Below are 20778 nucleotides of genomic sequence, written 5' to 3'. Positions count from 1 at the left end.
TATACCCTCTCAGGCGCGCAGGACAGTATTCGTCGCAGCGGTCGCCACGCCACCGTGAAAAGCCATAGTCTGGACCCATGACCGTCGATCCCCGCGACTCCATGGAACTGCGACTCACCCTGCGACGGCTCGAGGCCGCCGAGGCAGCGCTTGCCGACGCCCGTCGCTCGCTCGACGCCGTCCTCAACCGGCAGTCCGAGGCGGCGCGGGCCGAGGCCCCGACAGAGGCCCCGGCGGAGGTGCCGGTGATGGCCCCCGTCCAGGGTCCGCCTCCCCCGCCCCTTAAGTACGGGAAGCCAGCCAAGCCCCCGAAGCCGTCCAAGCCTCCGGTGCCGACCGAGACGAAGGTCATCCGTGCGGTCGCCGTGGCGGGATCGCTCATCACGGTCGCCGGCGTGGGACTGGCGGTGGCCCTGGCCATCCAGATGGGTCTGCTCGGCCCGCTGGGCAGGGTGCTGCTGTCGACGCTGCTGGCCCTCGCCCTCTTCGGTGCAGGTCTGTGGCTGGACGGCTACCGGCACCGGGTCACGGATCGTGACACCGCCGGCATGGCCGCCGGCGTGACCGCCCTCTTCGTCACCTCCTGGCTGGCGTCGGCGGTCATCCTCGCCGCCCTCTGGCTGGTGCTCGAGTGGTGGCCGGCGTGGGCGGCCACCCTGGCCCTCATGGCGGTGTGGGTGGTGTTCCTGGCGGTGTCGGTCATCCGCCGACTGGAGTGGGTGGCGTTCTTCGCCGGCCTGTCGACGCTCCTCGTCGTCCCCACCTTCTTCGAGGCCTTCACCCCGACGACGTGGATCGTCGCTCTCATGCCGCTCACGCTGCTGGCCGTCACCACCGTCCTCCGGCGTCCGGCGATCCGGGTCATGTCCGGCGTCGCGGCCTTGTTCGTGCAGCTCTGGCTGTCGATGGACGTCCTCTCGACCTGGTCGGGTCCTACGCAGACCACGGCGATCGTCCTCGCGCTGCTCGCCATGGGTTCCGCCCTCGCCTTCGCGACGGTCACCCTGCGTCAACCGAGCCCCGACGACCGTGCGGACCTGCTCACCGTCTTCGTGGTGCCCCTGCTCCTGCTGTTGTTCGCGACCCCGGTCGCCGCCGACGCCTGGGCGATCTGGCTGCTCGTCCCCGCCACGGTCGCCCTGGCCTTCCTCGGCCACCGGCACGAGCAACTGCTCGAGATGGTCGCGGTCTGCGCCACGGCCGTCGCCTTCGTCCTCGTCTGGGAGAACACCCCACCCTTCGGGGCGGGCGCGCGTATCGACGCCACCATCGTCGTCGCCCTCTTCTTCCTCGCGGCCGTCGTCACCGTCCTCTGGCTGGAGGCCAGCGGGGAGGGCCGGGTGTGGCCGTGGGCCTTCTGGCTCGGCGCCGCCCTGACGGTCACCTTCGACCTCTCCCGGAACGTGCTGGGCAAGTCCCCGCTGTGGCTCACCGACCACATCGCGCTGGTCCAGGCGGGTCTCATCGCGGTCTTCCTCGGGGTGGTCATCTCGCGGCGGAAGGCTCTCGCTCCTCTGCCCGTGTGGGCGCAGATCGTCCTCGCCGTCGCGGGGCTGCACCTGTCGATGGTCGCCCTCGTCACCGCCGCCACCTGGCTGGGCAACCTCATCTCCGGGACCTCCGGCATGTGGCTCGGCTACCTCGTCGGCCACGCCCTGGTGAGCATCCTGTGGATGGTCCTGGCGGCGTGGATCCTGCTCGCCGCCCCGGGCCTCAGCGACCGGGGTTCCCTGGGCGCGGGCATGGTGCTGGCGGTCGCCGGAGTGGTCAAGCTGGTCTTCTTCGACCTGGGCACGCTGGAGGGGCTCCCACGGGCCATGGCCTTCCTCGTGTCCGGTGTCGCGCTGCTGGCGATGGCGTCCCTGCGGACGCGCCGGGCACGCCCCTCACAGGAGCACGAGCAGCAGGCCGAGCACGAGGAGAAGCGGGCCACCCAGGATCAGCCCGAGGACGAGCTTCCCGGACGGGTGACCGAGATTGACGGTGAGGTTCATCCCTGAGTCGTTGGGGACCAGCAGCCGCGGGTCATCGGGGTTCCGGTAGATGCCACCCCGCCAGTGGGACTGTTCCGCGGCGGGACGCGGGTGCTTCTCCTCGGCGGTCCGCTGCGCCCGGTAGAGCACCAGCAGGAGCAGCGCGGTGAGTCCCGCCAGCCCCGCCAGGAACACGGGCAGGTCAACCCCCTGGTCAGCGCCGGTGTAGGTGCGCACCAGCAGCGCCAGCACAGACGCGTTGACGCCGAACAGGTACCAGCCCAGGTGGGTCTGCGCCGCCCGGAGGGTGTGCCAGGTGCGACGTGCCTCCGCCGGGGTGCGTGCCCCTCCCCTCTCGGTGATCGACGCCGACTGCAGGGAGATCAGCCCGGCGACCGCCAGCATGGTCAGCACGATGGTCCCCGGCCCGATCAGCACGATGCCCAGGAATCCGGCCACCGACTTCGCGGCGACACCGTCCGCCTCCCCGCGGGCGTTCCAGTGGACGGGCATCGGGTCCGGGAGCCCCGGGTAGACCTCCCGGAGGAGGTGGCCGGCCACCAGGGCGCTCACGGCGACGGTGGCCAGGATCCACCACCAGTTGACCCGGATGCGCGGCAGATCGGGTGGGGGTGTCATGCCAACACGGTAGCCAGGAACTGCCCGGTGTAGGAGCCCTCCACCTCGGCGACCTGCTCCGGGGTGCCCTCCGCGACGACGCGGCCACCACCGGAGCCGCCTTCCGGCCCCATGTCGATGATCCAGTCTGCAGCCTTGATCACGTCGAGGTTGTGCTCGATGACGATGACGGAGTTACCCTTGTCCACCAGGCCCTGGATGACGAGCATGAGCTTGCGCACGTCCTCGAAGTGGAGGCCGGTCGTCGGCTCGTCGAGAATGTAGACGGTGCGGCCCTGGGAGCGCTTCTGCAGCTCGGAGGCCAGTTTCACGCGCTGGGCCTCACCACCGGACAGCGTGGTGGCGGACTGCCCGAGGCGGACGTAGCCGAGGCCGACGTCGACAAGCGTCTGCAGGTAGCGGTGGATCGAGCTGATCGGTTCGAAGAACACGGCCGCCTCGGAGATCGGCATGTCGAGCACCTCGGCGATGGTGCGGCCCTTGTAGCGGACCTCGAGTGTCTCCCGGTTGTAGCGGGCGCCGTCGCAGACCTCGCAGGGGACGTAGACGTCCGGCAGGAAGTTCATCTCGATCTTCAGGGTGCCGTCACCCTGGCACGCCTCGCAGCGGCCGCCCTTGACGTTGAAGGAGAAGCGGCCGGCCTTGTAGCCGCGCACCTTGGCCTCGGTGGTCTCGGCGAAGAGCTTGCGGATCTTGTCGAACACGCCCGTGTACGTCGCCGGGTTGGACCGCGGGGTGCGGCCGATGGGCGACTGGTCGACCTGGACCAGCTTGTCCAGGTGCCCGGTACCCTCGACCCGCTTCGCGCGGCCCGGGACCTGGCGGGCCTTGTTGAGCTCGTTGGACAGCGTCTTCGCCAGGATCTGGTTGATCAGCGTCGACTTGCCCGAGCCGGACACGCCGGTGACGCAGCACAGGACGCCGAGCGGGATGGACACGTCGATGTCCTGCAGGTTGTTCTCCCGCGCCCCGATCACCGTGAGCTGCCGCTCCGGGTCCACGGGGCGCCGCTCCTCGGGCACCCCGAGCACGCGACGGCCGGCGAGGTAGTCGCCGGTGACGGAGTCCGCGGCCTCGAGGATTCCGGCGGGTTCACCCTGGTAGACGATCTCGCCGCCGTACTCGCCGGCCCGGGGGCCGATGTCGACGAGCCAGTCGGCCGCCCGGATCGTGTCCTCGTCGTGCTCGACGACGATGAGCGTGTTGCCGATGTCCCGCAGCCGCTTGAGGGTGGCGATGAGCCGCTGGTTGTCCCGCTGGTGCAGTCCGATGGAGGGCTCGTCGAGGACGTAGAGCACGCCCGCCAGGCCGGAGCCGATCTGCGTGGCCAGGCGGATACGCTGGGCCTCGCCGCCCGAGAGGGTGCCGGCGGCGCGGTTGAGGGTGAGGTAGGACAGTCCGACGTCGAGGAGGAAGCGCAGGCGGGCCTGGATCTCCTTGAGCACGGCACCGGCGATCATCTCCTCGCGGCGGCCGAGGACCAGGGTGTCGAGGAACTCGCTGGCGTCCGCGATGGACAGTTCGGTGAGCCCCGCGATGGACTGCTCGCCGTGGGCCGTCGACTCCAGGCGCACGGCCAGGATCTCCGGCTTGAGGCGGGTCCCCTGACAGGTCGGGCAGGCGACCTCACGGGTGTAGGCGAGGAAACGCTCCTTCGACCACTCGCTCTCCACCTGGTCGATCTTGCGGTGAAGGTAGGCCATGACGCCCTCGAAGGGGGCGGTCCAGTTGCGCACACGCCCGTAGCGGTTCTTGTAACGGACGCTGACCTCGGTCTCCGAACCATGGACGAGTGCCTTGCGCTGTGCGGGGGTGAGCTCGGAGTACGGGGTCTCCGGGTCGAAGTCGAGGGCCTTCGCCAGGCCCTCGACGAGCTTCTCGAAGTAGCCGGCGTTCGGGCTCGAGGTCCACGGCTGGACGGCGCGGATCACGGGGGCGTCGATGTCCGGGATGATGAGGTCGAGGTCCACCTCGGTGCGGGTGCCCAGGCCGTCACAGGCGGGGCAGGCACCGTAGGGGGAGTTGAAGGAGAACGCACGCGGCTCGAGCTCGTCGATGGTGAGCTGGTGACCGTTGGGGCAGGCGAGCTTCTCGGAGAAGATCATGTAGCGGTCCGGGTCGTCCTCCGGCCGGCTGACGAACTCGAGGGCCACGAGGCCGTCGGCGAGCGCGAGGGCGGTCTCCACGGAGTCCGTGAGGCGCTGCCGCTGCGAGGACTTGACCTGGAGCCGGTCCACCACGACGTCGATATCGTGCTTGATCTGCTTCTTCAGGGTCGGGGGGTCGGTGAGCTGGTACACCTCGCCGTCGACACGCACGCGCGCGAAGCCCTGCGCCGCGAGATCCTTGAAGAGGTCCACGAACTCGCCCTTGCGGGTGCGCACGACCGGGGCGAGGACCTGGAACTTCAGCCCCTCCTCCATCGCCAGGACCTGGTCGACGATCTGCTGCGGGGTCTGGCGGGCGATCCTCTCGTCGCACACCGGGCAGTGGGCGGTGCCCGCCCGCGAGAAGAGCAGGCGGAGGTAGTCGTAGATCTCGGTGATCGTGCCCACCGTCGACCGCGGGTTGCGGTTGGTCGACTTCTGGTCGATGGACACCGCCGGGGAGAGCCCGTCGATGAAGTCGACGTCCGGCTTGTCCATCTGCCCGAGGAACATGCGGGCGTAGGAGCTCAGCGACTCGACGTAGCGCCGCTGCCCCTCCGCGAAGATCGTGTCGAACGCCAGGGAGGACTTGCCCGAACCGGAGAGTCCGGTGAACACCACGAGCGTGTCACGCGGCAGTTCGATGTCGACGCCCTTGAGATTGTGCTCGCGCGCTCCGCGCACGACGAGGCGGTCAGCCACAGATGGGTCCTCCGGTCCGGTTGTCGGGTCTCCCTCGAACATAGTACCGAGAGGCCGCGCGTCGCTACCCTGGGTGGCATGACCGACACTCTCACCCTCCACCAGATCTCCGTCTCACCGATGGACAACAACTGCTACCTCCTCGTCGCCGGCTCCGAGGCCCTGCTCATCGACGCCGCCGACGACGCCCCCGCCCTCCTCCGCATGGCCGAGGAGGCCGGGGCGACGATCACCGCCGTGCTCACCACCCACCGCCACCCGGACCACCACCGGGCGCTCGTCGAGGTCCTGGAGAAGACCGGCGCCACCCACTACGCCCCCTTCCTCGACGCCCCCGCCCTGCCCGCGGACGTCGACGTGGAGCTCGAACACGGCGACACCCTGCCGTTCGCCGGACACGAGTTCCCCATCGCGATCCTGCGCGGCCACACGCCGGGCGGCGCCGCCCTCACCGCCGAGATCGACGGCCAGACGCACCTGTTCGTCGGCGACAGCCTCTTCCCGGGCGGCCTCGGAAAAACGACCTCGGAGAGTGACTTCGTGCGCCTCTTCAAGGACGTCTCGGAGCGAATCTTCGACAGGTACGACGACGACGCCATCGTCCATCCTGGCCACGGCGAAGGCACCACCCTCGGCGCGGAAAGGCCCCACCTGGACGACTGGTGGGAGCGTCGCTGGTGACGATTCCTCAGTACAGTGGAATACAAAACGTCGCATAGATAAAGGGAGAACAACCATGATCCGCAAGATTGCCCGCCCCATGATCGCCTCCGTCTACATCGCCGACGGAGCCGACAGCCTCCTCAACACCTCCGAGCACGTGGAGCACGCCGAGCTGCTGATCAAGCGCGCCCGCGCGATCCTCCCCCGCGAGTACGCGCGCCGCGTCCCGCGCGACCCGGAGCTCGTCGTCCGTGCCGTCGCCGGCGCCAAGGTAGCCTCCGGTGCCTCCCTCGCCGTCGGCTTCCTGCCGCGCCTGTCCGCCACCGTGCTGGCCGCCATGGCCGTGCCGACCATGCTCTCCCGCCACGCCTTCTGGGAGACCCAGGACAAGGCCGAGCGCAACGCCCGCCGCTCCGGTTTCCTCACCAACCTGGCGCTGCTCGGCGGCCTGGCCATCACCTCGGTCGACACCGCCGGTAAGCCGAGCCTGAAGTGGCGCGCCAACAAGGCCGCCGCCGTGGCCAACAAGAAGGTCCAGAAGGCCCTGCCGACCAAGTCCGAGACGGAGAAGTTCGGTGACTCCGCCCGCGACTGGTTCGAGGAGGCCTCCGACAAGGTCACCGAGTACGCCCACCGCGCGCAGGACTACTACGTCGACCACAAGGACGAGTGGAAGGACACCGCCACCGCGACCGCCGCAGCCGCCACCGCCGCGGCCGCCGGCACCGCCCACAAGGTGTCCGACTACTTCCAGGACAACAAGGACGACTGGCTGGCCGCCGCGCAGGACAACGCCGCCACCGCCCGCAAGAGCTTCGTCCAGGCCGCCGCCAAGGCCCAGGAGCGTGCCGACGACGCCCTCGTCGCCGCCGAGAAGAAGTCCGGCCGCGCCGCCAAGCAGGCCCGCAAGAACGCGGACAAGCTGCAGGCCCGCGCCGACAAGGCCATCGGCAAGGCACAGAAGAAGATCGGCGACGTCCTCAGCTAGATCCCCGCACCCAGACCCCGTCCGGAACGGTTCCGGACGGGGTCTTCCCCGTGAAGCGGTATCCTGGATGGTCCGTTCTTTCCAGGAGGTTACGCCCACGTGAGCAGTCTGTCCGGCCCGGTCACGCACGACCAGCAGGAACTCGCACGAGAACAGGACTACGTCGACGGTCTTTTCGCGCGTCTCGACGCCGAGGTCGCCCACGCCAACGAGCGCCTGCGCCAGGTGCAGCTGGAGGTCGACCCCGCCAACCCCGACGCCGACGCACTCATCCGCCGTGAGACCGAGTACCACGGCCTCAACGCGAAGCTCGACCGTCTCAACCTCGCCCAGCTGGGCCTGGTCTTCGGCCGCATCGACATCGAGGACCCCGCCGTCGGGCCGGAGAATCCCGTCCCGGGGCAGCCGGAGCTCGACCGCCGCTACATCGGCCGCATGGGACTCGACGTCCGCGAGGAGGGCTACCGCACGCTCCTCCTCGACTGGCGGGTCCCCATGGCCCGCCCCTTCTACCTGGCGACGACCGCGCAACCCGAGGGCGTCCACCTGCGCCGGCACATCCGCACGAAGGGCCGGGAGGTCACCGGCATCGACGACGAGTGGCTCTCCGGCGCCGAGGCCGGCGGCGGACGCGAGGGCGTCGGCAGTGAGTCGGCGCTGTTCCAGGCGATGCAGGCCGCGCGCACGGGGCACATGAAGTCGATCGTCGAGACGATCCAGCGCGAGCAGGACCTCATCATCCGTGACTCCACCCGCGGCGTCATGGTCGTCGAGGGCGGCCCGGGGACCGGTAAGACGGCCGTCGCCCTCCACCGCGTCGCGTACCTCCTCTACACCGCGCGTGAGCAGCTGTCGAAGACCGGTGTGCTCATCGTCGGCCCGAACTCGACCTTCCTCGAGTACATCTCCCGCGTCCTCCCTGAGCTCGGCGAGACCGGCGTCGTGCTGTCCACCATCGGCGACATGTACCCCGGCGTCTCCGGCACCGCGCCGGAATCCCTGCTGACCAGGGAGATCAAGGGCTCCGCGGAGATGGTCACCATCCTCAAGGAGGCGGTCCTCGCCCACCAGTCGCTTCCCGACACCCCGGTGGAACTCCCCCACGGCTCCCTCCGTCTGCGTGTCGACGCCCCCATGGTCAAGGCCGCCCGCACCCGCGCCCGCCGTTCGCGTCGCCCCCACAACGAGGCACGCGCCGTCTTCGCCGAGCACCTCATCGGGCAGCTGGCGGACCAGCTCGCCGAGCGCATCGGCGCCGACCCGCTGGGCGGCGCCAACCTGCTCTCCCGGGCGGACATCGACCAGCTCCATGATGATCTGAGTGAGGAACCGGGCGTCGAGAAGCTCATCGAGGAGTTCTGGCCGGAGCTCACCCCCGAGGGTGTGCTCCGCGGCCTGCTCGAATCCGCCGATGCCATCGACGTCGCCGCCGCCGGCTACGACGACGAGACGCGCGGGGCCCTGCTGCGCCCGGAGGGTTCCGCGTGGGCCTCCACCGACGCCGCGCTTCTCGACGAACTGGCCGTCCTCATCGGCCTCCCCGACCTCGACGACGACGCCCTCACCACCGAGGACGACATCGAGGACGCCCAGGACCTGCTCGACATCCTCGAGTCCTCCGGCTCCGTCGACGACGACGACCTCGGCGACATCTTCGACGCCGAGCACCTCGCCGCCACCGACGTCATCGACGCCAAGACCCTCGCCCAGCGTCAGATCATCCGCGACTCCCGCTCCACCGCCGAGCGCGCCCGCGAGGACCTGCAGTGGGCCTACGGCCACGTCATCGTCGACGAGGCGCAGGAACTCTCCCCCATGGAGTGGCGCATGGTGTTCCGCCGCAGCCCCGCCCGCTGGATGACCCTCGTCGGCGACACCGCCCAGACGGGCTCCCCCGCCGGCGTGGACACCTGGGCCGCGACGCTGGAACCATACGTGGGCACGCGCTTCCGCCACCACGAACTGACCGTCAACTACCGCACCCCGGTGGAGATCATGGAGGTGGCCAACGAGGTCCTCGCCGTGATCGACCCGGAGGCGACGCCGGCGGTCGCGATCCGCGAGTCCGGCCACGAGGTCACCTGGCTGCCCGCCGGCACGAAGCCGGAGGTGCGTGACGACGGCCTCACCCAGGTCATCACCGCAGCCAACGTCTCCGAGATCAAGGGCCTGGAGTTCGACCACGTCATCGTCCTCGAACCCTCCGCGATCGTCGAGGCCTCGCCGCAGGGCTGGCAGGACCTCTACGTCGCCGTGACACGCGCGACGCAGACTCTCACCGTCGTGGGCGAGTGGCCGGTGTAGCTCGGCCCGGCATTATGTCCGCGCTCTTCCGCCCGCTTTGAGCACTTTGGGGCTGATCAATCAACACCAAAGCGCTCAACGGGCACGTAAGAGCAGTGACACAACAAGGCGGCCCCGGAACCACCTGGTTCCGGGGCCGTCTGGGGTACTACGTGGCGTCGATAAGCAATTAGTCGACGGTGTGGACGATCATGACGTCGCAGTCGGACTGACGGGCGACGTCGGCCGGGACGGAGCCCAGCAGGCGGCCGGTCAGGGAGTTGATGCCACGGTTACCGACGACGAGCAGGTCAGCGTCGTGCTCGTTGACGATGCCCATGAGAGCCTCGACCGGGGTGCCCGGGCGGACGGACTTCTCGATCTTGGTGGCGCCGGCGGCCTTGGCGGCCTCCTCACCGGCGGCGAGGTTCTGCTGGGCGGTGTCGTCACCGAGGATGGTGACGGAATCCTGGCGCAGGGTCTTCGACGCCTCCTCATTGTCCTCGTAGTAGGCGGAGGCGATGATGAGGGTCGCGTCGAAGGCGGCGGCGATACGGGCAGCGCGCTCAACAGCCAGCAGGGAGGACTTGGAGCCGTCCGTGCCGACGACGATCTTCTGGTAAGTGCTCATGGACCTGTCGGGACCTTTCCTCGGGGTAGTTAATCGTTGTCCGCCAGTTTAACAACGATTGTCGGCTAAATCCGGTGCTGTGCGGTATTCACGATCATCACATTGACGGTGGAGTTGCGCACTACCTCGGTGGGGATGTTGCCGAAGACACGGCCGGTGAGGGTGTTGACCCCCTTGTTGCCCACAACCAGCAGGTCAACCCCGAGTTCCTCGACCGCCTTGGTGAGCGCGGTGGCCGGCGCACCCGCGATCTTCCGCGCCGTGATCCGGGGTGCACCCTCCTCCTCTGCGACGACCTGTGCGGTGCGCAGGTGTTCTTCGGCGACCTCCTCCTCCACGATGGGGAGGGAGGAGACGTCGGTGTGCGGGGCGTTGAGCAGGGAGCCGGAGGTGGCGTACCAGGCGGCCATGATGATCAGTTCGGCGTCGTAGACGCGGGCGAGGCTGGCTGCGGCGCGGACGGCGGCCAGGGAGGACTCGGATCCGTCGGTGCCGACGGCAATCGTGGAGTAATTGATCATACGATCATTTTACATGCCCACGTCCCTGATGCCGCGGAGCTCTTTCCGCAGCTCGGCGATCTCATCACGCAGCCGTCCGGCCAGCTCGAACTTGAGCTCGCGCGCCGCGGCACCCATCTGGGCGGTGAGGTCGTCGATGAGTTTCTGGACCTGCTCCGCCGGCATGTCCGCCACATCCCGCTTCTCGACGACCGCCACGTCCCCCGCCTCCCCGGAGTCCCCGGTGCACGCCGTCTCGTAGACCTGGTCGAGGATGTCCGCGATCTTCTTGCGCAGGGGCTGCGGGTCGATGCCGTGCTCCTTGTTGTAGGCGATCTGCTTCTCGCGGCGCCGCTCGGTCTCCTCGATGGCGTGCTGCATCGAGTCGGTGATCTTGTCGGCGTACATGATGACCTCGCCGGAGACGTTGCGGGCGGCACGGCCGATGGTCTGGATGAGCGACGTCGTGGAGCGCAGGAAGCCCTCCTTGTCGGCGTCGAGGATGGCCACGAGGGACACCTCGGGCAGGTCGAGACCCTCGCGGAGGAGGTTGATGCCGACCAGCACGTCGAACTCGCCGAGACGCAGCTGGCGGAGCAGTTCGACGCGCTGCAGGGTGTCGATGTCCGAATGGAGGTAGCGGACGCGCACGCCGTTCTCGAGGAGGTAGTCGGTGAGGTCCTCGGCCATCTTCTTGGTCAGGGTGGTCACCAGGACGCGCTCATTCTTGGCGGTGCGTTCGCGGATCTCGTGGATGAGGTCGTCGATCTGCCCCTGGGTCGGCCGGACGCTGACCTGCGGGTCGACCAGGCCGGTCGGGCGGATGACCTGCTCGACGAACTCGCCGCCGGCGGCGGCCATCTCGTAGTTGCCCGGCGTCGCGGAGAGGTACACGGTCTGGCCGACGCGGTCTTCGAACTCCTCCCAGGTCAGGGGCCGGTTGTCCAGCGCGGATGGGAGACGGAAACCGAACTCCACCAGGTTGCGCTTGCGGGACATGTCGCCCTCGAACATGCCGCCGATCTGCGGCACGGTCACGTGCGACTCGTCGATGATGGTGAGGAAGTCCTCGGGGAAGTAGTCGATGAGCGTCGCCGGTGCCGTGCCGGGCCCGCGGCCGTCGATGTGCCGCGAGTAGTTCTCGATGCCCGAGCAGAACCCGACCTGCTCGATCATCTCCAGGTCGTACTCGGTGCGCATGCGCAGCCGCTGCGCCTCGAGCAGCTTGCCGCGGTTCTCCAGGTCGGCGAGCCGCTCGGCGAGTTCCTCCCTGATGTCCGCGACGGCCTTCTCCATGCGTTCCGGTCCGGCGACGTAGTGCGTGGCCGGGAAGATGCGGACCTCCTCGACCTGCCGGATGACGTCACCCGTGAGCGGGTGGATGTAGTAGAGGGCGTCGATCTCGTCGCCGAAGAACTCGACGCGCACCGCCAGCTCCTCGTACGCCGGGATGATGTCGACGGTGTCGCCCTTCACGCGGAAGGTGCCGCGCTGGAACGCGATGTCGTTGCGGTCGTACTGGATGTCCACCAGCAGCCGCAGGAAGCGGTCACGTTCGACCTCCTCCCCCACGGCCAGGACGACGGAGCGGTCGAGGTAGGACTGCGGCGTGCCCAGGCCGTAGATGCAGGACACGGAGGAGACCACCACGACGTCGCGACGCGAGAGCAGCGACGACGTCGCCGAGTGCCGCAGACGCTCCACGTCCTCGTTGATCGAGGAGTCCTTCTCGATGTAGGTGTCCGTCTGCGCGATGTACGCCTCCGGCTGGTAGTAGTCGTAGTAGCTGACGAAGTACTCGACCGCGTTGTTCGGCAGCAGCTGCCGCAACTCGTTCGCCAGCTGCGCCGCCAGCGTCTTGTTCGGTGCCATGACCAGCGTCGGACGCTGCTGCTTCTCGATCAGCCACGCCGCCGTCGCCGATTTACCCGTACCCGTCGCACCGAGCAGCACGACATCGCGCTCACCCCTGCTGAGCCTTTCATCGAGTTCCTTGATCGCCTGCGGCTGATCGCCCGCGGGCTCATAGTCGGAGATGACCTCGAACTTGCCGTCCGAACGCTCGATCTCGCCGACGGGTCGGTGCTCGGAATGGGACAGAACAGGGTGTTCAGCAGCAAAAGCCATGCCCCCAAGGATACGCCGGTTGGGGGTGGGGGTCGATGGAGCTAAAAAGCCCACCGTCGCCTTGTTCTCAAGGCGACGATGGGCCGGATCCGCTCTGAGGAAGCTCAGGGCTCAATCGAACGGGGACGCCAGCTCGGGTCATCGGTGTACCACGTGTTGCCGCGTTTATCGCTGCACTTCCAGATCCCGTCCCTGCCGACGCACCCGACCACGTTGCTGAAATCTGCTGCGGTCACCGCCGGTGCCCCGCCCAGCGCCATCACAGATGCGAAGGCGACTGCCACTCCAGTTCTGATTGTCAACTTCATCGTGCTTCCTTTCGCCGTAAATCACCATGGAAGACGAAGTATGTAAGCTGCGTCACATATTGAAGCTACGGGGTGGGAGGAGTTTATCAATCACCCGAATGTGGGGAGCAGGGTATGCGGACCCGGCTCAACTTCCCAGCTCCGGCAGCGGCGGCCCCTCCAGCTCGCCCATGTGCTTGCGGGCCTCCCGCATGTAGTACAACCCCTCAACTGCCACGTCGCGCGCGAGTTTCGCCTGGCCGACGGTGCTCGCGGACCCGGCCTGGCTGAGGGCATTAGCATGCCGCTCAGAGGCCTGCCCCACCAGCTTCTTCACCTGCTCATCTGCCGGGGTGATGTGGAGGATCTCGTTGCTCAGTCGGGAGATCCAGCGGTCGGCGTCGGCGCGGGCGTCGAGAAGCTCATTCTGCCTGCTCTGCTCCGAGTCACGGCGGTGCCGGATCTGGGTGCGCAGGTTGAAGATGAACACCGAGATGATCAGCACAAACGTGATCACGAACATCAGCGGGAAAACGGTGAAGTAGCCGGTCATGCTCGCCATCTTGCCACGGCACCCCTCTCCCCTCACCGGGTTGCCCGGGAGCTACGGCAGGGGCTGAATCTCGCTTTCGGTGACCCACTTGTGGTTGGTCATGGCCATCCCGTCGACGATGAGGTCAACCATGTAGACCGTCTCATCGGTGGAGTAGTCGATGGTGGCCTGGGCACCCTTCATGCCGGACATGTGCTCGGCGTCCAGGACGACCTCCGCTCCGTCGGGCAGCGGAGCCTGACCCGGGTCGAGGAGTTCCTCATGGACCACCCAGCGGTGGTCAGTGACCGGGGCGCCTCCGTTGGTGGGGGTGTAGCTGACCGAGTAGGTCGTGGTGTCGAAGGCGCCGGAGATCGTGGCCTCGGCCCCTTCCATGCCGGGCATGTGGTCGGCAGTGAGGAGGACCTCGGTGCCCGCCGGGTACGTGGGGTCCGCGGCCTGTTCAATTCCCGCTGGCGGCGCCCCGCCGTCGGCCGGATGGTCGTGCGCGCCGTGATCTTCGTCAGCGGAGGTCGCCGCGGTGGTGACCGTGGTTTCGGTGGGGTCTGCATTATCTGCCTCCCCGCAGGCGCTCAGTGCCAGGGCGGAGGTCAGGGTGAGGGCAGTGAGGGCAATGACGCGTTTCATGTCGGATCCTTATGTCGGCGGAAATGGAAGTCAGGTCAGGCGCAGGTCCGTGATGCAGGTGGCACCGTCGGCGGTGGTGGAAAAATCGGTGGTACCGGTGCGCCCCTGATGGGTGACCTCGATTGTGCCGGTGGCGTCGGCGGGCAGCCAGAAGCCGATGAAGCCGTTGTCGAAGGTAGTCGCCTCCTCCTCGACCAGCACCTGGCCGGTCGCCTCATCGGTGATGGTGACCTGGATGTCCTCGTTGCCGAGCTCGCCCAGGCAGGTGGTCAGGCTGTGGTAGAAGCAGTCATGGGTCTGGGTGGCGTAAGGGGCAATCGACACATAACTCAGGCCCTCGGGCAGCTGGAGGATCACTTCCTGCTTGTCGTCCGAGAGCACCAGCTCGTCGGGGCGCACCGATGCGATCAGGTCCGTGGGACGCTCGGCGACCTGCTGCCGGTCGAGGTGGTCAATGATCTCCCGCGCCTCCCCCGCTACCAGGCCGTGAGCGTCCAGGAACTGCTCCTGACTGGCCGGCGTGGTGGCCGTGGGGCCGGACTCGGTTGCCGAGCACCCGGCCAGGGTGAGGGCAAGGGCGGCGAGCACGATCGTTACTCGTTTCACGTCAATCTCCTCGGGTCGTGACAGGACCATGCCGGGGCACCCGAACTGGCCATCGGCCCGAATCATACCCCAATGGGGTATAGGGTGGAGGATAGAAACACGGCTGAACGTCCCCGATTCCTGACCGGGTTCCCTAGTCACACCCCCGGGCCAGGACGAATACAAGGAGCGTCATGAGCACCCCCGCACATCCCGATGGCCACCACGCCAACGCCGACACCCACGGCCAGGCGATGCCGGATCCTCATCCCCACTCCGCGCTGGATGAGACAGGTCACCACGATGACCACCACGTTCACGGCCACGGCGAGCACGCCGGCCACAGCGTGGCGATGTTCCGCAGTCGCTTCTGGTGGTCGCTGCTGCTGTCAGTGCCCGTCGTCATCTTCAGTCCCATGGTCGCCGATCTGCTCGGTTACCAGCTTCCGGTGTTCCCCGGATCCACCTGGATCGCCCCGGTGCTGGGCACCGTCATCTTCTTCTACGGTGGCGTCCCCTTCCTCAAGGGTGGATGGACAGAACTGAAATCCCGCCAACCGGGGATGATGCTGCTGATCGCCATGGCCATCACCGTGGCGTTTGTCGCCTCCTGGATCACCACCCTGGGAATCGGCGGGTTCCACCTGGACTTCTGGTGGGAGCTGGCGCTGCTGGTGACCATCATGCTGCTGGGTCACTGGCTGGAGATGCGTGCCCTCGGCTCCGCCTCCTCTGCTCTGGACGCACTGGCTGCCCTCCTCCCGGATGAGGCGGAGAAGGTGGAGGGGGACACCACCCGTACCGTGCCCGTCGCCGAGTTGGTGGTCGGGGATGTTGCACTGGTGCGGGCAGGAGCCCGGGTGCCGGCCGACGGGACCATCGTCGATGGTGCGGCCGAATTCGATGAGGCGATGATCACCGGGGAATCCCGACCCGTCCTGCGCCAGTCCGGGGACAAGGTGGTGGCCGGAACGGTGGCCACCGACAACACCGTCCGCGTGCGCGTCGAAGCCACCGGCGGGGACACCGCCCTGGCCGGGATCCAGCGCATGGTCGCCGACGCCCAAGAATCCTCCTCCCGGGCCCAGGCCCTGGCAGACCGGGCCGCGGCGTGGCTGTTCTGGTTCGCGCTGGGCGCCGGCATCCTCACCGCCATCATCTGGTCCGTGATCGGCAGCCCCGACGACGCAGTGATACGCACCGTCACCGTGCTGGTCATCGCCTGCCCGCACGCCCTGGGTCTGGCGATCCCCCTGGTCATCGCCATCTCCACCGAACGGGCCGCGAAATCCGGGGTGCTGATCAAGGACCGGATGGCGCTTGAGCGGATGCGCACCATCGATGTGGTGCTCTTCGACAAGACCGGCACCTTGACCGAGGGCGCACACGCCGTCACCGACATCGCCCCGGTGCCCGGGGTGTCGGCCGGGGAACTGCTGTCGCTGGCGGCCGCCGCGGAGGTCGACAGCGAACATCCCGTGGCCCGGGCGATTGTGGCCGCCGCTGCCGCACATCCGGAGGCCGCCGGCCGGCAGGTGCGCGGCACCGACTTCCGCGCCGCCTCCGGCCGGGGTGTGCGCGCCCGGGTGGAAGGCTCCGACATCATCGTCGGCGGACCGAACATGCTCCGCGAATTCGACCTGACCAACCCCGGGGTGATCGAGGAACAGACCGATTCTTGGGCGCGCCGGGGAGCCGGTGTCCTCCACGTGGTGCGCGACGGCCAGATCATCGGCGCCGTGGCTGTCGAGGACAAGATCCGCCCCGAATCCCGCGCCGCTGTCCGCGCCCTGCAGGACCGCGGCATCAAGGTCGCGATGATCACCGGTGACGCGAGCCAGGTCGCCCAAGCGGTCGGTGCGGATCTGGGCATCGACGAGGTCTTCGCCGAGGTCCTGCCGCAGGACAAGGACACCCAGGTCACGGACCTGCAGTCCCGCGGACTGACGGTGGCCATGGTCGGCGACGGTGTCAACGATGCCCCGGCCCTGGCCCGGGCCGAGGTCGGCATCGCCATCGGAGCGGGCACTGATGTCGCCATGGAATCGGCCGGGGTGGTGCTGGCCGGTGATGACCCCAGGGCGGTGCTGTCGATGATCACCCTGTCCCGGGCCAGTTACCGCAAGATGGTCCAGAACCTGATCTGGGCCTCCGGCTACAACATCCTCGCTGTGCCGCTGGCCGCCGGTGTCCTCGCCCCCATCGGGTTCGTCCTCCCTCCCGCCGCGGCCGCGGTACTGATGTCCCTGTCGACGATCGTGGTCGCCCTCAACGCCCAGCTGCTGCGCCGGATCGACCTGGACCCGTCCCACCTGACCTAGCATCGGGGGCATGTCCACCAACCCTGTCCGTCCCAGCTGCGCCCGTCCCCACTCCTGCTCGCTGGATGTGCGCCTGACCGCCATGTCCCGCTCCCCGCTCACCCGGGACCTGGGTCCCGAGGAGCACCTGGACCTGGATGGACACCTCACCGCGTGGTCGTGGGCGGAGGGGGATCCGGTATTCCTCGCCGGCGAGGAGGTGACGGGCAGTTATCTCGTGGTCTCCGGCCGGGTCCGCGTCACCCGGGACACCATCGACGGCAAGGAGATCACCGTGGACATTGCCGCCCCGGGTGATGTCATCGGCCCCCTGGACATTCGCGCCTCCGAGGCCGTCGACTCCGCCTGGGCGATGGAGACGACCTGCGCGCTGCACCTGCCCGCCGAGGCCCTGGCGGAGGTCGTCGAGAAGCACCCGAAGCTCGCCCTGGCGATCATCCGGATGCAGCAGGACCGGCTCGCCCAGTCCCGGGAACGCGATATCGCGCAGGCGACGAAGACCGTCGAGCAGCGGGTGGCCAAGGTGCTGCGCCGGCTCAACGGCAAACTCGGGCAGCTGCAGGCGGACGGTTCCAGCCTGCTGCAGGTCCGGCTGCGCCGCGATGACATCGCGGGCATGGCCGGCACGACGCTGGAGTCCGCATCCCGGGCCATGTCGAAGATGAAGAAGTCCGGGATCATCGACTCCGGCCGGGAATGGGTGGCCATCGCGGACCCAGACGCCCTCGACACGCTGATCGGGGAAGAATAACACCTGGTGAAGGCAGTTTTTCCGTTCTTTGATCCACGTCAAGGAACTCGGTGCGCGCTGACCTTAAAGTCAAAGGTGCAAGCAAGGAACACCGAGAAGATAAGGAATGATTGAGATGACCACCCCCACCCAGCTGAAGAACACCACCCTGCGCTCCGACGAGTTCAGCTGCCCGTCGTGTGTGGCCAAGATCGAGAACAAACTCGGTGGCCTGGACGGCGTGGAGTCCGCAGAAGTGAAGTTCTCCTCCGGCCGTATCCTGGTCGCCCATGACCCCGAGAAGGTCAGCGTGCGCGATCTTGTCGCCGCAGTCGCTGATGTCGGCTACACCGCCAAGCCCTCGGCGATCTGACCCCACCACACTCCTAACCCCGCCCGCCTCGTGCTGGCGGGGTTTCTGCACTTCAGGGCAGGTTTCGGCTATTTGATGCGCGTCAAGGAAGTTTCTCCCGAACAGCCATAACTTAAAAGATGACACCAGAATAAAACCACCGGAGAAAAGGAAACCACCATGAAGAACTGGAGAACCTGGGGCGTCGTAACCGTCTCAGGCCTGCTGATAGTCCTGTCCTGGATCACCGGCTCAGACCTGCTGATGATCGCGGCCGCCGTGGTCGCGGGCTGGCAGATCGCCGTCTCAGCGATCCAGGCACTGCGCATCAAGATGATCTCGATTGACCTGCTGGTCATCGTCGCCGCCGTCGGCGCGCTGTTCATCAACAACTACTGGGAATCAGCCGCCGTGACCTTCCTCTTCGCCCTGGGTAAGGCCCTGGAGCGGGCGACGATGAACCGCACCCGCAAGGCACTGTCCGATCTCGTTGACTCCGCCCCGGAGACCGCCACCGTTCTGCGCGACGGCCAGCCGGAGACCGTCGAGATCTGGGAACTGGTCCCGGGTGACACCGTCCTGGTCCGCAACGGCGAACAGGTGCCTGTCGACGGCCGCGTCATCACCGGCCGCGGCGGAGTCGACGAGGCCACCATCACCGGCGAATCCGTGCCTGCGGAGAAGGCCGAGGGCTCCGAGGTCTTCGCCGGCACCTGGCTGCGCAGCGGCGTGCTGCAGGTCGAGGCCGTGGGCATCGGCTCCGATTCCACCCTGGCCAAGATCATCCACCGTGTGGAGGACGCCCAGGATGACAAGGCCCGGACCCAGACCTTCCTGGAGAAGTTCTCCCGCTGGTACACCCCCGGCGTCATGGTCGCCGCCCTCGCTATCGGCCTGATCACCTGGAATGTGGAGCTCGCCCTGACCCTGCTGGTCATCGCCTGCCCCGGCGCCCTGGTGATCTCCATCCCGGTCTCCATCGTCGCCGGCATCGGCCGCGCCGCGAAGGACGGTGTCCTGATCAAGGGCGGCGAGTACCTGGAGACCTCCGCGAAGGTGGACACCGTGGTCGTGGATAAGACCGGCACCCTGACCCTGGGACGCCCTGAGCTCACCGACGTCGAGGTCCTCGACCCCGCCTACACCCGCGCTGATGTGCTGACCCTGGCGGCGCGCGCCGAGACCGCCTCCGAACACCCCCTGGCCGAGGCCATCATCCGCGGCGCCACCGACGAGGGCCTGGCCGTGGAGATGATCGACCACGCCGAACCCGTCACCGGCAAGGGCATCATCGCCACCGTCGACGGACACACCGTCGCCGTCGGCTCCGCCGACCTCCTCGACCACACCCCCGACAACACCCGTCTGCTCCAGCTCAACGAGCAGGGCCGGACCGCCATGTACGTCGGCATCGACGGCCGCGCCATCGGACTGGTCGCCGTCGCCGACACCATCCGTGACGACGCCCCCGCCGCCATCGCCGCACTGCACGCTCAAGGTGTGGAGGTCGTCATGGCCACCGGTGACGCCGAACGCGTCGCCCGCAACGTCGCCGCCGAGCTCGGAGTCGACGAGGTGCACGCGGAGATGCTTCCCGAGGACAAGCTCACCCTGGTCAAGGAACTGCAGGCGCAGGGGCGCACCGTGGCCATGATCGGCGACGGCGTCAACGACACCCCCGCCCTGGCCACGGCCGACATCGGGGTGGCCATGGGTGCCGCCGGTTCCCCCGCTGCCATCGAGACCGCCGACATCGCGCTCATGGCCGACCGACTCCCCCGCCTGCCCTACGCGCTGCGCCTGGCCCAGCGCACGGTACGCACCATGCGGCTCAACATCGCCATCGCCCTGGCCACCGTCGCCGTCCTGTTCGCCGGCGTGCTGCTGGGCGGGGTGACCATGTCGATCGGCATGCTCGTCCACGAGGCCTCGGTGCTGCTGGTCATCGCCATCGCCATGCTCCTGCTGCGCCCGACGCTCCGCGAGGACCGGGCTGCTGCAGTTGCCACGGAACCTGTGGAGGAGGCGCTGACCCGACAAAAGAAAACCTGGGAAGCCTGCCTCGCCGGTGGTCAGAGACCACCCCGGCGGGGTTTTCCTCTGCTTAATCTGCGCGCGGCACCCGGATCAGATCACCGGGGCGGATCAGGTTGGGGTTGGTGATCGAGGGATTCGCCGCTATCAGCCGGTGGTAGAGATTGCCGTTGCCGTAGTGCTGCTGCGCGATCCGCCACAAGGTCTCCCCGCTCTTCACCACATGTTCGAGGTAGGTGGTGTAGCCGGGCGCGATCCGCGCCCCCAGGATGACCGGGACCACGACGCGATCGCGGGGTTCGCCGTCCTTGGGCGAGGTGTGGAAAACCTCCACATAAGCCACGACATGGGTGAACGCGGCGCCGGAGACATCCACCGAGATCTGGAACTGGCCGTGGCCTCCAATACCGTCACCGGCCATGAAATGCCCGGTGACCTCGTCGTGTCCCTCAGTGATGACGTAGTTGTAGGTGGCTTCAAATGCGCCGCCGGCAACCCCTGCGATCTGGATGGTGTTGCCGACGATGTCATAGGGCTGCGGCTGCTGGACATGAATGCTCATGGTTATTCCTCTCAGGACACTGCGTGGTCGAGGAAGGACCCGGTGCTGTGCTGAGGCACGGTGTCGCTCCCACC

General features: G+C 67.9%; 16 protein-coding genes and 1 pseudogene. 8 read left to right on the top strand and 9 right to left on the bottom strand.

The features are described from left to right. The first annotated feature begins 77 nt into the window (after positions 1–77). Entirely contained in the window at positions 78–2000 is a 1923-nt protein-coding gene (locus B842_RS13680) for a DUF2339 domain-containing protein (protein ID WP_052437788.1), read from the top strand. Here B842_RS13680 and B842_RS13435 read toward each other — a convergent pair. Both B842_RS13435 and uvrA read right to left on the bottom strand, forming a co-directional pair. After that, positions 1887–2612 (bottom strand): DUF1648 domain-containing protein, encoded by a 726-nt coding sequence (locus tag B842_RS13435; RefSeq protein ID WP_040085753.1) that lies wholly within the window; start codon positions 2610–2612, stop codon positions 1887–1889. The two genes, B842_RS13680 and B842_RS13435, sit on opposite strands and share 114 nt — an antisense overlap. Further along, entirely contained in the window at positions 2609–5461 is a 2853-nt protein-coding gene (uvrA, locus tag B842_RS06230; RefSeq protein ID WP_040085752.1) for an excinuclease ABC subunit UvrA, read from the bottom strand. Before uvrA ends, B842_RS13435 begins: the two co-directional genes overlap by 4 nt. Positions 5462–5539: 78 nt before the next feature. Here uvrA and B842_RS06225 point away from each other — a divergent pair, with 78 nt between their 5' ends. Genes B842_RS06225 through B842_RS06215 form a run of 3 tightly spaced genes read left to right on the top strand, consistent with a single transcriptional unit; the run spans position 5540 to position 9416 of the window. Then, positions 5540–6142, top strand: a complete 603-nt coding sequence (locus B842_RS06225) for an MBL fold metallo-hydrolase (protein ID WP_040085751.1) — start codon at positions 5540–5542, stop codon at positions 6140–6142. Positions 6143–6197: 55 nt separating this feature from the next. After that, a complete protein-coding gene (locus tag B842_RS06220; RefSeq protein ID WP_040085750.1) occupies positions 6198–7112 on the top strand; it encodes a DoxX family protein in 915 nt (304 codons plus the stop codon). A gap of 60 nt (positions 7113–7172) precedes the next feature. Then, positions 7173–9416: a HelD family protein gene (locus B842_RS06215; protein WP_174520250.1), complete on the top strand. Its 2244-nt coding sequence runs from the start codon at positions 7173–7175 to the stop codon at positions 9414–9416. Between the two features lie 169 nt (positions 9417–9585). Here B842_RS06215 and B842_RS06210 read toward each other — a convergent pair whose 3' ends face one another. From B842_RS06210 to B842_RS06185, 6 genes are all read right to left on the bottom strand, one after another. Next, positions 9586–10026, bottom strand: coding sequence for a universal stress protein (locus B842_RS06210; RefSeq protein ID WP_040085748.1), 441 nt, complete (start codon positions 10024–10026; stop codon positions 9586–9588). 65 nt (positions 10027–10091) lie between these two features. After that, complete coding sequence (locus B842_RS06205) at positions 10092–10547, bottom strand: universal stress protein (RefSeq protein WP_040085747.1); 456 nt, start codon at positions 10545–10547, stop codon at positions 10092–10094. 9 nt (positions 10548–10556) lie between these two features. Beyond that, a complete protein-coding gene (gene uvrB / locus B842_RS06200) occupies positions 10557–12653 on the bottom strand; it encodes an excinuclease ABC subunit UvrB (protein ID WP_040085746.1) in 2097 nt (698 codons plus the stop codon). Between the two features lie 435 nt (positions 12654–13088). Further along, positions 13089–13493, bottom strand: coding sequence for a hypothetical protein (locus tag B842_RS06195; RefSeq protein ID WP_156119459.1), 405 nt, complete (start codon positions 13491–13493; stop codon positions 13089–13091). Between the two features lie 51 nt (positions 13494–13544). Then, positions 13545–14120: a YdhK family protein gene (locus tag B842_RS06190; protein ID WP_040085744.1), complete on the bottom strand. Its 576-nt coding sequence runs from the start codon at positions 14118–14120 to the stop codon at positions 13545–13547. 30 nt (positions 14121–14150) lie between these two features. Further along, the gene (locus B842_RS06185) at positions 14151–14726 is read right to left on the bottom strand and encodes a CueP family metal-binding protein (protein WP_040087391.1); all 576 of its coding nucleotides are present in this window, start codon (positions 14724–14726) and stop codon (positions 14151–14153) included. A 173-nt stretch (positions 14727–14899) separates the two neighbouring features. Here B842_RS06185 and B842_RS06180 point away from each other — a divergent pair, with 173 nt between their 5' ends. The 4 genes and pseudogenes from B842_RS06180 to B842_RS06165 form a co-directional block, all read left to right on the top strand. Further along, positions 14900–17026 carry a copper-translocating P-type ATPase gene (locus B842_RS06180; protein WP_052437787.1) on the top strand — a complete coding sequence of 709 codons (2127 nt, stop codon included), beginning with the start codon at positions 14900–14902 and terminating at the stop codon, positions 17024–17026. Between the two features lie 10 nt (positions 17027–17036). Then, positions 17037–17777, top strand: a complete 741-nt coding sequence (locus tag B842_RS06175; RefSeq protein WP_156119457.1) for a Crp/Fnr family transcriptional regulator — start codon at positions 17037–17039, stop codon at positions 17775–17777. A gap of 115 nt (positions 17778–17892) precedes the next feature. Continuing rightward, the gene (locus B842_RS06170; protein ID WP_040085742.1) at positions 17893–18129 is read left to right on the top strand and encodes a heavy-metal-associated domain-containing protein; all 237 of its coding nucleotides are present in this window, start codon (positions 17893–17895) and stop codon (positions 18127–18129) included. A gap of 159 nt (positions 18130–18288) precedes the next feature. Then, positions 18289–20109 (top strand): annotated as a pseudogene (locus B842_RS06165) (heavy metal translocating P-type ATPase); the annotation flags it as partial. Between the two features lie 103 nt (positions 20110–20212). Here the strand turns inward: B842_RS06165 and B842_RS06160 are convergent. Then, on the bottom strand, positions 20213–20704 hold the full coding sequence (locus B842_RS06160; RefSeq protein ID WP_040085741.1) for a Gmad2 immunoglobulin-like domain-containing protein: 492 nt from the start codon (positions 20702–20704) through the stop codon (positions 20213–20215). Between the last annotated feature and the right edge of the window lie 74 nt (positions 20705–20778).

Origin of the sequence: Corynebacterium humireducens NBRC 106098 = DSM 45392 (assembly GCF_000819445.1) — a bacterium.
GTDB lineage: Bacteria > Actinomycetota > Actinomycetes > Mycobacteriales > Mycobacteriaceae > Corynebacterium > Corynebacterium humireducens.
The sequence above is the reverse complement of the archived record's forward strand: the minus strand, read 5'-3'. Positions and strand labels throughout refer to the sequence as shown.

What these genes read in the sequence shown, in the direction of transcription:
- B842_RS06210 (WP_040085748.1), bottom strand. Translation starts at nt 10,026, where the DNA reads ATGAGCACTTACCAGAAGATCGTCGTCGGCACGGACGGCTCCAAGTCC.
- B842_RS13435 (WP_040085753.1), bottom strand. Translation starts at nt 2,612, where the DNA reads ATGACACCCCCACCCGATCTGCCGCGCATCCGGGTCAACTGGTGGTGG.
- B842_RS06205 (WP_040085747.1), bottom strand. Translation starts at nt 10,547, where the DNA reads ATGATCAATTACTCCACGATTGCCGTCGGCACCGACGGATCCGAGTCC.
- B842_RS06180 (WP_052437787.1), top strand. Translation starts at nt 14,900, where the DNA reads ATGAGCACCCCCGCACATCCCGATGGCCACCACGCCAACGCCGACACC.
- B842_RS06225 (WP_040085751.1), top strand. Translation starts at nt 5,540, where the DNA reads ATGACCGACACTCTCACCCTCCACCAGATCTCCGTCTCACCGATGGAC.
- B842_RS06190 (WP_040085744.1), bottom strand. Translation starts at nt 14,120, where the DNA reads ATGAAACGCGTCATTGCCCTCACTGCCCTCACCCTGACCTCCGCCCTG.
- B842_RS06170 (WP_040085742.1), top strand. Translation starts at nt 17,893, where the DNA reads ATGACCACCCCCACCCAGCTGAAGAACACCACCCTGCGCTCCGACGAG.
- B842_RS06195 (WP_156119459.1), bottom strand. Translation starts at nt 13,493, where the DNA reads ATGACCGGCTACTTCACCGTTTTCCCGCTGATGTTCGTGATCACGTTT.
- B842_RS13680 (WP_052437788.1), top strand. Translation starts at nt 78, where the DNA reads ATGACCGTCGATCCCCGCGACTCCATGGAACTGCGACTCACCCTGCGA.
- B842_RS06220 (WP_040085750.1), top strand. Translation starts at nt 6,198, where the DNA reads ATGATCCGCAAGATTGCCCGCCCCATGATCGCCTCCGTCTACATCGCC.
- B842_RS06175 (WP_156119457.1), top strand. Translation starts at nt 17,037, where the DNA reads ATGTCCACCAACCCTGTCCGTCCCAGCTGCGCCCGTCCCCACTCCTGC.
- uvrB (WP_040085746.1), bottom strand. Translation starts at nt 12,653, where the DNA reads ATGGCTTTTGCTGCTGAACACCCTGTTCTGTCCCATTCCGAGCACCGA.
- B842_RS06160 (WP_040085741.1), bottom strand. Translation starts at nt 20,704, where the DNA reads ATGAGCATTCATGTCCAGCAGCCGCAGCCCTATGACATCGTCGGCAAC.